Here is a 14,995-nt window from a genome sequence, read left to right as displayed (position 1 = left end):
TATAGATGAAGATATTAGATTGGTACATATTAAAACGATATCTGTTTACATTTTTTATGATGTTGCTGTTGTTTATTCCTATTGGAATTACAGTTCATCTTGCTGAAAAAATTGGTAAAATTCTTGAAAATGAAGTTCCGCTGAATGAGGTTTTATTGTACTTATTAGATTTCACCATATATTTTGCACATTTATTATTTCCATTATTTTTATTCTTATCCGTTATTTGGTTTACATCAAAACTGGCAAATAATACAGAGGTTATCGCCTTTTTAAGTTCTGGAGTATCCTTTTCTCGTTTTTTAAGACCTTACATGATTGGTGCCTTTTTAGTAGGTGTTTTAGCTATTATTTTAGGATTGTTTTTAGCACCAAAAGCCAGTGAAGGCTTTAATAATTTCAGCTATAAATATTTAAAAAAGGGAAGAAGTGCGGTAGAAAACACTAATGTTTTTAGGCAAATAAACGATAATGAAATTATTTATGTAAGTAACTTTGATGTTAAAAATAGTAATGGTAGAAACTTTACTCTAGAACATTTTGAAGAAAACGAACTTAAGTATAAAATTACTGCAAGCAGTATACGCTATATTGAAAAAGATACCCTTTACAGGTTAACAAATTATTTAAAAAGAGATATAGGTGTTAATGAAGATGAATTAGAAATACTAAGAAATAAAGACACGCTTTTTGATTTTGATGTTGATGATTTAATACCTGTTATTTATGCAGCAGAAACAAAAATGTATGGAGATCTAAAACGCTTTATAGCAAAAGAAGAAGCGCGTGGATCTTCAAATGTTGGACGTTTCAAATTGGTGTTGTATAGAAAATGGAGTTTACCTGTTTCTGTATTTATATTAACTATAATAGCTGTAGCAGTATCTTCTATAAAACGTCGTGGTGGTATGGGAGTTAATCTTGCAATAGGTATTTGTATCGCTATGGTTTTTGTGTTTTTCGATAAGATATTTGGGGTTATGGCAGAACAATCCGACTTTAATCCTATAATAGCTGTTTGGTTTCCCAATATCATTTTTGGTATTTTAGCAATATACATGCTCTACAATGCCAAACGTTAACGATAGATTATTTAGTAATAAATCCCATCTTAAAAATTATTTACATCTTCATTTTTTAGTTTTTATTGCTGGTTTTACTGCTATTTTAGGTGAGTTAATTACCATAAAAGCAGTGTCTTTAGTTTGGTACAGAATGGTTATAGCTTCCATTTTAATGTTGTTATACATAAAAGTAGCCAAGATTAAATTAGTGGTAAAACCCAAAGCTATATTAAGGTTTTCTATAGCAGGAATTATAATCGCTTTACATTGGATTACTTTCTTTGGAGCCATAGATGAAGCAAACATTTCTATTGCGCTTGCCATGTTTTCTACAGGTGCTTTTTTTGCTTCATTTATAGAACCTATAATTTATAAACGTAAAATTATATGGTATGAAATTTTGTTTGGAATTATTGTCATTATTGGGGTATTTATAATTACACAAAGCGAAATAAAATATCTAACGGGAATTCTTTTGGGTATTTCATCAGCTTTTTTCTCCTCATTATTTGCTGTGTTAAATGGTAGCTTTTTAAAACAACATTCAGCCACAGCCATATCATTTTACGAATTTTTAAGTGGCGTATTATTTATCTCCTTATATATTTTGTGTTTTGGCGAAGGGTTTTCAGCAGACTTTTTTAATATTAGTCAATCAGATTTTGGTTATTTATTCATACTAGCATCAATATGTACCGCCTATGCCTTTATTGCATCAGTATATGTTATGAAAACTATTAGTCCTTTTTCAGTAGTTCTAACCTATAATTTAGAACCAGTTTATGGTATTATTTTAGCCATTATTTTGTTTCCAGAGAAAGAAAAAATGAGTGTGTCGTTTTATTATGGAGCTACAATTATAATTAGTGTGGTAATTATAAATGCCATTTTAAAATATAACAGAAAATTAAAAAGAACCCATTCTTAATGCTTTATGAAAATTAAAGTTTTTATATTTGTACACTAACCAGATTAAAGAAAACTAATAAAATTCTTATGGAATATTTAGAATTTGAACTCCCTATAAAAGAACTGGAAGAACAGTTACAAAAATGTAGAGTAATTGGAGAAGAAAGTGAAGTTGATGTAACTGAAACCTGTTCTCAGATAGAAAAAAAATTAAAAACTGCGCAAAAAGATATTTATAAAAATCTAACACCTTGGCAACGTGTACAATTATCTCGTCATCCAAATAGACCTTATACATTAGATTATATAAAAGCAATTTGTGGAGACTCATTTTTAGAACTGCATGGAGACAGAAGTTTTAAAGATGATAAAGCTATGATTGGAGGTTTAGGAAAAATAGGCGACCAAAGTTTTATGTTTATTGGTCAGCAAAAGGGTTACAATACTAAAACACGTCAGTACAGAAACTTTGGAATGGCAAACCCTGAAGGTTATCGCAAAGCATTACGTTTAATGAAATCTGCCGAAAAGTTTGGAATACCAGTTGTAACACTTTTAGATACACCAGGAGCATACCCAGGATTAGAAGCAGAAGAACGTGGACAAGGAGAAGCTATCGCAAGAAATATTTTAGAAATGACCCGTTTAAAAGTTCCTATAATCACTATTGTAATTGGTGAAGGAGCATCTGGTGGCGCATTAGGAATTGGAGTAGGAGATAGAGTATTAATGTTAGAAAACACTTGGTATTCTGTTATTTCACCAGAATCGTGCTCATCTATTTTATGGCGTAGTTGGGAGTATAAGGAACAAGCGGCTGAAGCTTTAAAATTAACAGCTTCAGATATGAAAAAGCTTAAATTGGTAGATGAAATTATAAAAGAACCTCTTGGAGGTGCGCATAGAGATCGCGAAAAAACATTTGCTTCTGTTAGCGATGTTATAGTAAAATCATATGAGGCTCTTAAAAACTTATCACCAAAAGATTTAGTTTCCCAACGCATGGATAAGTATGCGAATATGGGAGTCTTCAAAAGCTAATGCTTTTAAAACCATACATTAAAAAAATCTGAAGTGCCTCGCTTCAGTTTTTTTTATGCTTATTGACAATATTTTTAAGTTATTAACAGTTAAATTGTTAACCATTTGTGAACAATGGTAATAGAATTTAAACCCTAAATTCTATCTTTTTAGTTACTTTCGTAGTTATGAAACAACCTAACCAATTACAAGGATTTAAAGTAGATAAAAGCACCTTAATTAGTCTTGAAAAAGGAAAAATTCCACCTCAAGCACTTGATTTAGAAGAGGTTGTGTTAGGTGCGATGATGATTGATAAAAAAGGGGTTGATGAGGTTATCGATATTTTAAGTGCTGATGCATTTTATAAAGAAGCACATCAGCATATTTTTGAAGCCATTTTTCAGTTGTTTGAAAATAGTGAGCCAGTTGACTTATTAACCGTTTCAACGCAGTTAAAGAAGAATTCAAAATTAGAACTTTGTGGTGGCGATTTTTATCTGATTTCTCTTACTCAAAAAGTATCTTCTTCAGCACATATTGAGTTTCATGCACGTATTATTTTACAGAAATTTATTCAACGTAGTTTAATTAAAATCTCAAGTGAAATCATTGAAGATTCTTATGATGAAACTAAAGATGTTTTCGATTTATTAGATAAAGCAGAATCTAAACTATACGAAGTTACCCAAGGCAACATTAAAAAATCTAGCGAAACAGCACAAGATTTAGTAATTCAGGCTAAAAAGAAAATTGAAGAAATTTCAAATAAAGAAGGTTTAAGTGGTATTCCAACAGGATTTAACAAACTTGACAAATTAACTTCAGGTTGGCAACCATCCGATTTAATTATTGTAGCAGCGCGTCCTGGTATGGGTAAAACGGCTCTAACCTTATCTATGGCTAGAAATATTGCTGTAGACCAGAATATTCCGGTAGCTTTTTTCTCTTTAGAGATGGCATCTGTACAACTAATTACTCGTTTAATTTCTAGTGAAACTGGGTTGTCTTCAGAAAAATTAAGAACAGGTAAATTAGAAAAACACGAGTGGGAACAACTTAATGTAAAAGTAAAAGGTTTAGAAAAGGCACCTTTGTTTATTGATGATACGCCGTCATTATCTATTTTCGATTTGCGTGCTAAAGCACGTCGTTTATCATCACAACACGGTATAAAGTTAATTATGATTGATTACTTGCAATTAATGACAGGTGGAAGTAGTCATAGTGGTAACCGTGAGCAGGAAATTTCTATGATTTCCAGAAACTTAAAAGCATTAGCTAAGGAGTTAAATGTGCCAGTAATTGCTTTATCTCAGTTATCTCGTGCTGTTGAAACACGTGGCGGTAGTAAGCGTCCTTTACTATCAGATTTACGTGAATCTGGAGCAATTGAACAAGATGCCGATATTGTAAGCTTTATTTACAGGCCTGAATATTATAAGATTGATGAATGGGATGATGAAGAACGATCTCCAACAGAAGGTCAAGCTGAATTTATCGTGGCAAAACACCGTAATGGTGGTTTAGAGAATATACGTTTAAAATTTATTGGGCATTTAGGTAAGTTCGATAATTTAGATGATTTTGATTCACCTTTCGAGTTCCATTCTAAAATGAATGCTGCTGCAAACGATGATACTTTTAAAGCAGACAATTTTAAAGCAAGTCCAGATGAAGCTTTTGGAAGTTCGTTTAATGACGATGATGATAATGATGTACCTTTCTAAAAATTATTCTTATGAAGACTTTGAAAAATAGTATTTTGATTTCTGTTTTATTTTTGATCCTTTCTTGTGGTAATACAAAGTCTGTAGTTAAACCTATTGAAACATCTAAAAAAGAAACACAAGGAGTTTCATTTACTGGAGGTTCTGGACTATCTATTGAAGATGCTGTGATAATCAAAGCTAAAAACAGTATGGAAGGTATACCAGCAGAATATAATTACATTGGGAAATTACATGGAAGAAGAGGATTGGATTGGAGATTAGTTCAGCAATCTTTACAACACCAAGGTAAAAAAAGTTACGATATAATTCATATTCAATTAACCTCTGATAAAAAAGAATTAATATACTATTTTGATATTACATCTTTTTTCGGAAAATTTTAATACTTAATATTTCCTTAAACCATTTCAAGCAAGATTATTTTTTAAGTATCTTTCGCTTAATAAAGAGTTTTTTGTCATTTCTAAAAAGAAATGATTCAGAAATCTCATAAAGTTTTGCCTCTATTGAAAAAGATATTTGTCACATTAGTATTTATTTTATTAAGTCTAAAAACTTTTGCATCCTATATTTTAATTCCCATGGATGCTGAAAGTCAAAAAAACCATTTAAAAGCCTACGGAATAACCTATTGGACACTTAATAAAGAATTAAAAGTAAAATGGCTTTTAAATTACAGAGGTGGTTCATTTTTATTACCAGATTCAAATGATATTCAACGCGAATGTCAAATTCGTGGGGTTTCATTTGAGGTGATATCAAATGCTAAAGCTGAAAGTATTTTAGAGGAAATTGCTAGCCCAAGTCAGAATATGGAAGCTGTAGTTTTAGAAAAAGCTCCTAAAATTGCTGTTTACACACCATACGGAAAACAACCTTGGGACGATGCTGTAACCATGGTTTTGCAATATGCCGAAATACCTTATGAAACCGTTTATGACGAAGAAGTACTAAATGACGGTCTATTACTTTTTGATTGGTTACACTTACATCATGAGGATTTTACGGGACAGTTTGGGAAATTTTATGCACAATACAGAGCGGCTTCATGGTATATTCAAGAAAAGAAAGATGCTGAAGCTTTAGCTCAAAAACTGGGCTACAATAAGGTTTCAGAAGAAAAATTAGCGGTAGCTTTAAAAATTCGTGATTATGTAATTGGTGGCGGCTTTATGTTTGCCATGTGTAGTGCTACAGATAGCTTTGATATTGCTTTGTCTGCGGAAGGTATTGATATTTGTGAACCTATGTTTGATGGTGATGGTAGTGATGCAGGTTATCAAAATAAAATTGATTATAACAAAACTTTTGCATTTACAGATTACACTTTAGAACGCAGTCCTTTAGTTTATGAATTCTCATCAATAGATATGACAAGAAAACGTTCAATTCCCAAAACTTCAGATTATTTTTCACTAATGGAATTTTCTGCAAAATGGGATCCTATTCCAACTATGTTATGTCAAAATCATACAGCTTTAGTAAAAGGTTTTATGGGACAAACTACCTCATTTACTAGAGACGAAATCAAATCTAATGTTTTGGTTATGGGAGAAACAAAATCTAACGGAGAGGCAAAATATATTCACGGCATAAAAGGAAAAGGTTTTTTTACATTTTATGGTGGTCATGATCCAGAAGATTACCAACATAGAGTAGGAGACCCCAAAACAGAACTCGATTTACACCCAACATCTCCCGGTTATAGGTTGATTTTAAATAATGTGTTATTTCCTGCAGCTAAGAAAAAGAAGCAAAAAACTTAATTTGTTTTCTTGTTTTACTTACGGTAAATGTATCAGTATGGCGTCAAAAAAATCAATTATTAAAAAAAAACAAATTGTAATAACAAAACATTTTGAAACTCTATAAATTACCAGAAAAGATAGATGTATTTTAAGGGCTATTCTACAATTGTAACTTTAGAAAATGTGTAAACATAGCCATCTGCACCAGTTCCAACAGATGTATCATTTTCATCAATAATAAGTTGTGTTTGCGTTACCGTAAAACGCCCTATTTCATTAGAATCTATAACAAGAAAAGTTTGGTTGTTTTCGGTTAAAACAGAATAATCATAATCACCAGAATCTAACCCATCAGGTTTTGTGTCATCTGTATTATCATTTTCAACATTTAAAATATTATTTACTTCGTCGAATCTCCATTTAATCGTATTTAAAGGAAAGTCTTCATCGGTTCCAGTAATTCCACCACTAACGTTTGTTAAACTCCAGTAAATCTCTACTATTTTAACAGGAGCAGGTGCATCATTATCAGAACAATTAGTAAAAGCAATAAAACAAGTAAGTACTAGTATTAAATAGTTTTTCATATTTCTAAAAATTAGTTCATATCTTTTAGATGAAAATAAATTAAAATGGTTGCGTATAAATTCTAGAATTTTATAAATTTAAGCATGAATTTTTTTCAAAAAGAAATAAAATTGAAACCCTACAAAAGAGGCTTTCATTTAATTACAGAGTCTATTTTAGAGGCTATTCCAGAAATTAAACAAATTAATATTGGTCAGTTACAAGTATTTATCAAGCATACTTCGGCTAGTTTAACTATTAATGAAAATGCCGATTATACTATAAGAACAGATTTTGAAAGTCATTTTGATAAAATGGTGCCAGAAAATGCGCCGTATTACCAACATACCTATGAAGGTTCTGATGATATGCCAGCGCATATTAAAGCATCTTTACTTGGGGCTTCTGTACAAATGCCAATTACCAATGGAAACCCAAACTTAGGTATTTGGCAAGGTGTTTATTTATGTGAACACAGAGATTATGGTGGTTCAAGAAGTATAGTTATTACTGCTTTTGGTAATTAATTTTTGGCTTTTAAAAGTTTTTCTAATATAATTTCAACTCCAAAGTTATCATTACTTTTGGTTGTGTAGTTGGCAACTTCTTTAACATTGTTATGTGCGTTTTCCATGGCATAACTATGAGTTGCGAGTTTTAACATTTCAATATCATTATTATAATCTCCAAAAACCAGAGTTTCATCATGAGATATATTTAAAGTTTTTTGTAGCAAACTTAAAGCATGACCTTTATTTGCTAAATCATCAGATAGGTCTACCCAATGTTTACCAGATATTTTAACTTTATAATTGGGTTCTAAATGTTTAAAATGAGGATAGATATATTTTTCAGAATCTACAGAATGGTATAATGCAATTTTTAAAATGTCTTCGTTAATTTCTTTTATGCTTTTAATAATAGAATAGTTTGGGTAATATTCTGTTAATGATTTTATATAGCCATTAACACTAGAACTATGATTAAAATAAGCTTTAGATTTTGTGCAAAAAATAGGATGAATATCGTTATTAGTATCAATTAAAGATTCGACTTCAAATAAACCATCTTTTCTTATAGGTGTTGATAATAGAAGTTCATTTTGTTTCATTACTATGCCTCCGTTTTCAGCAACAACAATAATATCATCTTTTATAGAATTTAATTTGTCTATAATGCTGTAGTATGGTCTTCCACTTGCTGCAACAAATTTAATGTTGTGCTTTTTTAATTCTTTAAATAAATCAAAAAATAAAGTGCTAACTTCATGGTTAGAGTTAAGTAATGTGCCATCCATATCTGTGACCACTAATTTGATTTGGGATAAATCCATATGCTTATTTTAATTTGCTAATTTAATATTACTTAAGTTAATAAATGTTTCTATAATATTAAGTAAATAAAAAAGTCCAACTCAAAAGAGTCGGACTTTTCATTAAGCGAATAATATGTTTTACAATAGGCAAAAAGCCTTATTTTACTTTATCAATAACAGCTTTAAAAGCCTCAGGGTTATTCATAGCTAAATCTGCTAAAACCTTACGGTTTAATTCAATATCATTAGCTTTTAATTTCCCCATAAATTGAGAATAAGATAAACCATGTTCTCTGGCTCCAGCGTTAATACGCGTAATCCATAAAGCACGGAATGTTCTTTTTTTGTTTCTACGGTCTCTGTACGAATATTGCATCGCTTTGTCAACCGCATTTTTTGCTACTGTCCAAACGTTTTTACGACGTCCAAAGTAACCTTTTGCTTGTTTTAGAACCTTTTTTCTTCTGGCTCTTTTTGCTACAGAATTTACTGATCTTGGCATAATTTTAATTGTTTTTTGTAGTAGGCGGTTAATTATTTAACACTTTTATATTTGCCTAACTCCAGGGTTTATAATTTGTTTTAACCGATTAAAACAGGGTTACTTTAAACGTAACATTGTTTTAATATTATCTTCGTCAGCCTTATGTACTAATGTATCATGAGTTAACGCTAGCTTACGCTTTTTAGACTTCTTTGTTAAGATGTGACTTTTAAAAGCGTGCTTTCTTTTAATTTTACCAGTACCTGTTAACTTAAAACGTTTTTTGGCACTAGATTTTGTTTTCATTTTAGGCATTTTCTCCTAGTTTTTAATTATTTCGCTTAATTATCTTTAATTCTGAAATTCTCAGAAATTTTATTTTTTGGGAGCAATAAACATAGTCATACGTTTTCCCTCTAATCGAGGCATTTGCTCTACTTTTCCATATTCTTCAAGATCTTGTGCTAATCTTAATAATAAGATTTGACCTTGCTCTTTGAATATAATTGATCGTCCTTTAAAGAAAACAAAAGCCTTAAGCTTTGCGCCTTCTTTTAAAAACTTTACAGCATGTTTCTTTTTAAATTCATAATCATGATCATCTGTTTGAGGACCAAAACGAATTTCTTTGATTGTTACTTTAGTTGCTTTCGCTTTTAAAGCTTTATCACGTTTCTTTTGCTCATAAAGAAACTTTTTATAGTCCATAACCTTGCAAACAGGAGGATCTGCATTTGGTGAAATCTCTACAAGATCTAAACCTTGTTCATCTGCTATTCTTAAAGCATCTCCTTTGGTATAAATACCAATTTCTACGTTGTCTCCAACAAGACGCAGTTTTTGTGCAGTAATTTTAGAGTTTATTTTGTGTTTATCCTCTTGTGAAACCCTTCTAGGTTGTTGTCTTCTTCTAATTGCTATGGCGTTATGGTTTTAAATTAAACTTATATTTTGTTAAAACGATTTTAACGTTTTTTTAATTTCTTCTTTTATTATTTCAGAGAAAGCTTCTACAGAAATCATGCCTAAATCTGCTCCACCGTGTTGACGCACAGTAATTTTACCTTCTTGTTCTTCTTGCTCCCCAATGATAATCATATAGGGGTGTTTCTGCATTTCGGCTTCTCTAATTTTCTTCCCTATAGTCTCATTTCTATGGTCTACGAGGGCGCGAATTTCGTCATTTTCTAGCAAATTTAAAACTTTTTCAGAGTATTTTTCATATTTCTCACTAATTGACAAAATAATAGCTTGTGTTGGCATAAGCCATAACGGAAAATTACCTCCTGTGTGTTCTAATAATAATGCTACAAAACGTTCCATACTTCCAAAAGGAGCACGGTGTATCATAATAGGTCTGTGCAATTCATTATCACTACCTTTATAAGTTAATTCAAAACGTTCAGGTAAATTGTAATCAACTTGTATTGTTCCAAGCTGCCAACGTCTACCTAATGCGTCTTTAACCATAAAGTCTAGCTTAGGACCGTAAAAAGCAGCTTCTCCGGTTTCAATTACATAATCTAAACCTTTATCATTTGCTGCATTAATAATAGCTTGTTCTGCTTTTTCCCAATTTGCAACATCTCCAATATACTTGTCGGGATTTTCAGGATCCCTTACAGAAACCTGTGCAGTAAAGTTTTCAAAACCTAAAGAACCAAATACATAAAGAACTAAATCAATAACATCTTTAAACTCTTTATCAAGCTGATCTGGAGTACAAAATAAATGCGCATCATCTTGTGTAAAACCTCTAACGCGAGTTAAACCATGAAGTTCGCCACTTTGTTCATATCTATATACAGTACCAAATTCAGCAAAACGCTTAGGTAAATCTTTATAACTCCATTGACTGCTTTTATAAATCTCACAATGGTGAGGACAGTTCATAGGTTTTAATAAAAATTCCTCATCTTCCTTAGGAGTGTGAATAGGTTGAAAACTATCTTCACCATATTTAGCATAGTGTCCAGAAGTAACGTACAATTCTTTTTGTCCAATATGAGGTGTTACAACCATTTCGTAGCCAGCTTTCTTTTGTGCAGCTTTCAAGAAATTTTCTAAACGCTCTCTTAAAGCAGCACCTTTAGGTAACCATAAAGGTAAACCTTGACCAACTTTTTGAGAAAAAGTAAAAAGTTCTAGTTCTTTACCAAGTTTTCTATGGTCACGTTTTTTAGCCTCTTCAAGTAATTCTAAATATTCAGTCAACTCTTTTTGTTTAGGAAACGATATTCCATAAACACGAGTAAGCTGTGGTTTGTTTTCATCACCTCTCCAATACGCACCAGCAACACTTAAAACTTTTACAGCTTTAATTATTCCAGTATTTGGTATGTGACCGCCACGACATAAATCTGTAAAAGAAGAATGGTCACAAAATGTAATAGTGCCATCTTCTAGGTTTTCAATTAACTCAGTTTTAAACTTGTTATTTTTATATAATTCTAAAGCTTCAGCTTTACTGGCAGAACGCATTTTAAAATCATGTTTTCCACGAGCAATCTCAAGCATTTTGTTTTCAATGGCTTTAAAATCTTTTTCAGATACAGAATGTTCACCAAAATCTACATCATAATAAAATCCGTTTTCAATAGCCGGACCAATAGTAAGTTTAGCACCAGGATATAGCTCCTCAATAGCTTGAGCTAATACGTGAGCACTACTATGCCAAAAAGCAGTTTTACCAGCATCATCTCTCCATGTATATAAAACTAACGAGCCATCTGTGGTTAAAGGAGTAACAGTTTCAATAGTTGTACCATTAAAATTTGCCGAAATTACATTTCGTGCAAATCCTTCACTTATGCTCTTAGCAACATCCATAGGTGTAACGCCTTCATCAAACGTTTTCACACTGCCATCAGGTAATGTTATATGTATCATTAAAATAATTTAAATTCAGGCTGCAAAGATAATAGTATAAACAAACCCACACAATATAATATTGAATATAATATCACTTCGAGTAATTCCGATTTTTTAATCGGAATAGTATCGAGAAGTTGTGCGTTTCCCTTCTGGGTCGTGCTATTCATTATATCTTTCTGCGAAGCAGTCCCGAACTTGTTTCGGGATCTCGTTGTTTAATTACTATTGTTTTTAAAATACAAATTCTGATATTAAAAGCTTCGAAAAAAGGATGTCATTGCTATCCCTAACGCGAAGCATAGGAATAAAAAGTTGTACCATATATATTAAAGATAGAGTATTGAATCAATCAGCACGGAGTTTTATTAGAGCTAAAAGCAAAAGGAATATAAAGAGGTTTATTAATAAAGCAAAAGATTCAAAAAAAATTTGTGTTATAAATAACAGGTAATAAGAGTGTTAAAGGGGGTGAAAAAAAAAGGCAAAAAAAAGATTAAAAAAGTTTGTGCAGAAAGGAAAAAGGGTTGTATGTTTGCAGCCGCTAAAACGGGTAGTAGTTTGTTAGGCGACGTTCATAAAACTTATTTAATAGAAAGGGAAAAGATTAGGTGTTATCATCAGTTAAACTTTTAAAGGTAAGATTTTTTGCAATGGCAAAGGTCTAAAAAATAAGGGTTTAAAATTTTTTTCAAAAAAAGATTAAAAAAGTATTGTGGGTAAGAAAAAAGGGTTTTATATTTGCACCCGCTTAACGAGGAAACGAGATAAGAAAAGAAGAAACAAGTTCATAAACATATTGAATTGACAGCGTAAGAAATTAATTGGAAACGATTAATTTCAACAAAGAGAATAGACCATTTTGAGTACTAGAGATTCTGATTAGTTGTTAAAGTTGTTGCCATGTCTTATAGATATTAGTAACACATACAAATTAACGATGAAGAGTTTGATCCTGGCTCAGGATGAACGCTAGCGGCAGGCCTAACACATGCAAGTCGAGGGGTAACAGAGAGAAGCTTGCTTCTTTGCTGACGACCGGCGCACGGGTGCGTAACGCGTATACAATCTACCTTTTGCTGAGGGATAGCCCAGAGAAATTTGGATTAATACCTCATAGTATATCGCTCTCTCATGAGGATGATATTAAAGGTAACGGCAGAAGATGAGTATGCGTCCTATTAGCTAGATGGTGTGGTAACGGCACACCATGGCAACGATAGGTAGGGGCCCTGAGAGGGGGATCCCCCACACTGGTACTGAGACACGGACCAGACTCCTACGGGAGGCAGCAGTGAGGAATATTGGACAATGGAGGCAACTCTGATCCAGCCATGCCGCGTGCAGGAAGACTGCCCTATGGGTTGTAAACTGCTTTTATACAGGAAGAAACACTCCCTCGCGCAGGGAGCTTGACGGTACTGTAAGAATAAGGATCGGCTAACTCCGTGCCAGCAGCCGCGGTAATACGGAGGATCCAAGCGTTATCCGGAATCATTGGGTTTAAAGGGTCCGTAGGTGGATAATTAAGTCAGAGGTGAAAGTCTGCAGCTCAACTGTAGAATTGCCTTTGATACTGGTTATCTTGAATTATTATGAAGTAGTTAGAATATGTAGTGTAGCGGTGAAATGCATAGATATTACATAGAATACCAATTGCGAAGGCAGATTACTAATAATATATTGACACTGATGGACGAAAGCGTAGGTAGCGAACGGGATTAGATACCCCGGTAGTCTACGCCGTAAACGATGGATACTAGCTGTTCGACTTCGGTTGAGTGGCTAAGCGAAAGTGATAAGTATCCCACCTGGGGAGTACGTTCGCAAGAATGAAACTCAAAGGAATTGACGGGGGCCCGCACAAGCGGTGGAGCATGTGGTTTAATTCGATGATACGCGAGGAACCTTACCAGGGCTTAAATGTAGAGTGACAGGTCTAGAGATAGATTTTTCTTCGGACACTTTACAAGGTGCTGCATGGTTGTCGTCAGCTCGTGCCGTGAGGTGTCAGGTTAAGTCCTATAACGAGCGCAACCCCTGTTGTTAGTTGCCAGCATGTAAAGATGGGAACTCTAACAAGACTGCCAGTGCAAACTGTGAGGAAGGTGGGGATGACGTCAAATCATCACGGCCCTTACGTCCTGGGCTACACACGTGCTACAATGGTAGGGACAGAGAGCAGCCACTGGGTGACCAGGAGCGAATCTATAAACCCTATCACAGTTCGGATCGGAGTCTGCAACTCGACTCCGTGAAGCTGGAATCGCTAGTAATCGCATATCAGCCATGATGCGGTGAATACGTTCCCGGGCCTTGTACACACCGCCCGTCAAGCCATGGAAGCTGGGAGTGCCTGAAGTCCGTCACCGTAAGGAGCGGCCTAGGGTAAAATCGGTAACTAGGGCTAAGTCGTAACAAGGTAGCCGTACCGGAAGGTGCGGCTGGAACACCTCCTTTCTAGAGAAAGACGACTAAAAAGTATCATAAAACTATTACAAGAAATAGTTTATTCTCTATTAGCTGTTAATTTAAAAATAAAGTCACCAGAAAACGGTGCTCAGTGATTAATATTGCTGAAAACTGAAAACTGACGACTATAAACAGTCTCATAGCTCAGCTGGTTAGAGCGCTACACTGATAATGTAGAGGTCGGCAGTTCGAGTCTGCCTGAGACTACAAGCTAAGCTTGATTTAATGATTAAATCACTTAGACGTTCATTACAAATTGAAAAGGAAATTTTAGAAGTAGAGCAACCCGAGTTAACGTTGCAGAATTTAGTTACTGTTAACTGTTAACTGAAGACTGTTCACTAAAAAAACGGGGGATTAGCTCAGCTGGCTAGAGCGCCTGCCTTGCACGCAGGAGGTCATCGGTTCGACTCCGATATTCTCCACGATTCAGTAAAGAGTCACGGTTTCACAGTTTACAGTTTTGACTGTTAACTTAATACTGCGACTGCCAACTGAAAAAAGTTCATTGACATATTGAAAAAAGATACATGAAAATACGATTAGATTAATCTAATCTATTAATAATAATTTAGGATTAATTATACTCACAACGAGCGATGTATAATTAATCATATTATAGTGCCTATTTATAGGTGTTATAATAAACTCATTAAAAAAGCAAAAAGTACAATAAGCTAAATAAGGGCGTATGGGGAATGCCTAGGCTCTCAGAGGCGAAGAAGGACGTGATAAGCTGCGAAAAGCTGCGGGGATCGGCACACACGATTTGATCCGCAGATATCCGAATGGGGCAACCCACTATATTGAAG

Annotated in this window: 13 protein-coding genes, 2 tRNA genes and 2 rRNA genes (1 of these 17 running past the window's edge); 11 read left to right on the top strand and 6 right to left on the bottom strand. The window is 33.5% G+C overall.

Features of this window, described 5'->3' with window-relative positions; translation table 11 throughout:
• Positions 1 to 5 precede the first annotated feature (5 nt).
• From MBM09_RS12225 to MBM09_RS12200, 6 genes are all read left to right on the top strand, one after another.
• Positions 6 to 1,082: an LptF/LptG family permease gene (locus MBM09_RS12225; RefSeq protein WP_238674006.1), complete on the top strand. Its 1,077-nt coding sequence runs from the start codon at positions 6 to 8 to the stop codon at positions 1,080 to 1,082.
• Positions 1,069 to 1,992, top strand: a complete 924-nt coding sequence (locus tag MBM09_RS12220) for a DMT family transporter (RefSeq protein WP_238674005.1) — start codon at positions 1,069 to 1,071, stop codon at positions 1,990 to 1,992. The genes MBM09_RS12225 and MBM09_RS12220 overlap by 14 nt, the downstream gene beginning before the upstream one ends.
• Before the next feature lie 68 nt (positions 1,993 to 2,060).
• Complete coding sequence (locus MBM09_RS12215; protein ID WP_238674004.1) at positions 2,061 to 3,014, top strand: acetyl-CoA carboxylase carboxyltransferase subunit alpha; 954 nt, start codon at positions 2,061 to 2,063, stop codon at positions 3,012 to 3,014.
• Positions 3,015 to 3,181: 167 nt separating this feature from the next.
• Positions 3,182 to 4,723 (top strand): replicative DNA helicase, encoded by a 1,542-nt coding sequence (gene dnaB, locus MBM09_RS12210; protein WP_238674003.1) that lies wholly within the window; start codon positions 3,182 to 3,184, stop codon positions 4,721 to 4,723.
• An 11-nt stretch (positions 4,724 to 4,734) separates the two neighbouring features.
• Positions 4,735 to 5,109, top strand: a complete 375-nt coding sequence (locus MBM09_RS12205; protein WP_238674002.1) for a hypothetical protein — start codon at positions 4,735 to 4,737, stop codon at positions 5,107 to 5,109.
• A gap of 198 nt (positions 5,110 to 5,307) precedes the next feature.
• Positions 5,308 to 6,492 carry an asparagine synthetase B gene (locus tag MBM09_RS12200; protein WP_238676339.1) on the top strand — a complete coding sequence of 395 codons (1,185 nt, stop codon included), beginning with the start codon at positions 5,308 to 5,310 and terminating at the stop codon, positions 6,490 to 6,492.
• A gap of 137 nt (positions 6,493 to 6,629) precedes the next feature.
• Here MBM09_RS12200 and MBM09_RS12195 read toward each other — a convergent pair whose 3' ends face one another.
• Positions 6,630 to 7,061, bottom strand: a complete 432-nt coding sequence (locus MBM09_RS12195) for a hypothetical protein (protein ID WP_238674001.1) — start codon at positions 7,059 to 7,061, stop codon at positions 6,630 to 6,632.
• A gap of 84 nt (positions 7,062 to 7,145) precedes the next feature.
• Here MBM09_RS12195 and MBM09_RS12190 point away from each other — a divergent pair, with 84 nt between their 5' ends.
• Entirely contained in the window at positions 7,146 to 7,568 is a 423-nt protein-coding gene (locus MBM09_RS12190; protein WP_238674000.1) for a secondary thiamine-phosphate synthase enzyme YjbQ, read from the top strand.
• On the opposite strand, the gene MBM09_RS12185 is transcribed toward MBM09_RS12190, so the two are convergent.
• The 5 genes from MBM09_RS12185 to thrS all read right to left on the bottom strand — a co-directional run bounded on the left by MBM09_RS12185 (position 7,565) and on the right by thrS (position 11,729).
• Complete coding sequence (locus MBM09_RS12185) at positions 7,565 to 8,374, bottom strand: HAD family hydrolase (protein WP_238673999.1); 810 nt, start codon at positions 8,372 to 8,374, stop codon at positions 7,565 to 7,567. The two genes, MBM09_RS12190 and MBM09_RS12185, sit on opposite strands and share 4 nt — an antisense overlap.
• A gap of 139 nt (positions 8,375 to 8,513) precedes the next feature.
• Entirely contained in the window at positions 8,514 to 8,858 is a 345-nt protein-coding gene (gene rplT / locus MBM09_RS12180) for a 50S ribosomal protein L20 (protein WP_136479789.1), read from the bottom strand.
• A gap of 99 nt (positions 8,859 to 8,957) precedes the next feature.
• Positions 8,958 to 9,155 carry a 50S ribosomal protein L35 gene (gene rpmI, locus MBM09_RS12175; RefSeq protein WP_019388182.1) on the bottom strand — a complete coding sequence of 66 codons (198 nt, stop codon included), beginning with the start codon at positions 9,153 to 9,155 and terminating at the stop codon, positions 8,958 to 8,960.
• Between the two features lie 60 nt (positions 9,156 to 9,215).
• Positions 9,216 to 9,704, bottom strand: coding sequence for a translation initiation factor IF-3 (gene infC, locus MBM09_RS12170; RefSeq protein ID WP_238676338.1), 489 nt, complete (start codon positions 9,702 to 9,704; stop codon positions 9,216 to 9,218).
• Between the two features lie 90 nt (positions 9,705 to 9,794).
• A complete protein-coding gene (thrS, locus tag MBM09_RS12165; RefSeq protein ID WP_238673998.1) occupies positions 9,795 to 11,729 on the bottom strand; it encodes a threonine--tRNA ligase in 1,935 nt (644 codons plus the stop codon).
• A 919-nt stretch (positions 11,730 to 12,648) separates the two neighbouring features.
• Here thrS and MBM09_RS12160 point away from each other — a divergent pair.
• The 4 genes from MBM09_RS12160 to MBM09_RS12145 form a co-directional block, all read left to right on the top strand.
• Positions 12,649 to 14,171, top strand: a 16S ribosomal RNA gene (locus MBM09_RS12160).
• Between the two features lie 145 nt (positions 14,172 to 14,316).
• Positions 14,317 to 14,390, top strand: a tRNA-Ile gene (locus MBM09_RS12155).
• 144 nt (positions 14,391 to 14,534) lie between these two features.
• Positions 14,535 to 14,608 (top strand) — tRNA-Ala (locus MBM09_RS12150).
• Between the two features lie 245 nt (positions 14,609 to 14,853).
• A 23S ribosomal RNA gene (locus MBM09_RS12145) occupies positions 14,854 to 14,995 on the top strand; it runs 2,679 nt beyond the window's last position.
• The 16S and 23S rRNA genes sit together here with 2 tRNA genes alongside, the layout of an rRNA operon.

Origin of the sequence: Flaviramulus sp. BrNp1-15, from assembly GCF_022259695.1 — a bacterium.
Taxonomy (GTDB): Bacteria; Bacteroidota; Bacteroidia; order Flavobacteriales; family Flavobacteriaceae; genus BrNp1-15.
Note: the sequence above shows the minus strand (reverse complement) of the source record. Positions and strands in the feature narration are given on the sequence as shown.

Bases quoted from the DNA above. Each gene is read 5' to 3' on its own strand.
- MBM09_RS12215 (WP_238674004.1), top strand. From the start codon at position 2,061: ATGGAATATTTAGAATTTGAACTCCCTATAAAAGAACTGGAAGAACAG.
- MBM09_RS12220 (WP_238674005.1), top strand. From the start codon at position 1,069: ATGCCAAACGTTAACGATAGATTATTTAGTAATAAATCCCATCTTAAA.
- MBM09_RS12190 (WP_238674000.1), top strand. From the start codon at position 7,146: ATGAATTTTTTTCAAAAAGAAATAAAATTGAAACCCTACAAAAGAGGC.
- thrS (WP_238673998.1), bottom strand. From the start codon at position 11,729: ATGATACATATAACATTACCTGATGGCAGTGTGAAAACGTTTGATGAA.
- rpmI (WP_019388182.1), bottom strand. From the start codon at position 9,155: ATGCCTAAAATGAAAACAAAATCTAGTGCCAAAAAACGTTTTAAGTTA.
- MBM09_RS12195 (WP_238674001.1), bottom strand. From the start codon at position 7,061: ATGAAAAACTATTTAATACTAGTACTTACTTGTTTTATTGCTTTTACT.
- MBM09_RS12225 (WP_238674006.1), top strand. From the start codon at position 6: ATGAAGATATTAGATTGGTACATATTAAAACGATATCTGTTTACATTT.
- MBM09_RS12200 (WP_238676339.1), top strand. From the start codon at position 5,308: ATGGATGCTGAAAGTCAAAAAAACCATTTAAAAGCCTACGGAATAACC.
- MBM09_RS12185 (WP_238673999.1), bottom strand. From the start codon at position 8,374: ATGGATTTATCCCAAATCAAATTAGTGGTCACAGATATGGATGGCACA.
- rplT (WP_136479789.1), bottom strand. From the start codon at position 8,858: ATGCCAAGATCAGTAAATTCTGTAGCAAAAAGAGCCAGAAGAAAAAAG.
- dnaB (WP_238674003.1), top strand. From the start codon at position 3,182: ATGAAACAACCTAACCAATTACAAGGATTTAAAGTAGATAAAAGCACC.
- MBM09_RS12205 (WP_238674002.1), top strand. From the start codon at position 4,735: ATGAAGACTTTGAAAAATAGTATTTTGATTTCTGTTTTATTTTTGATC.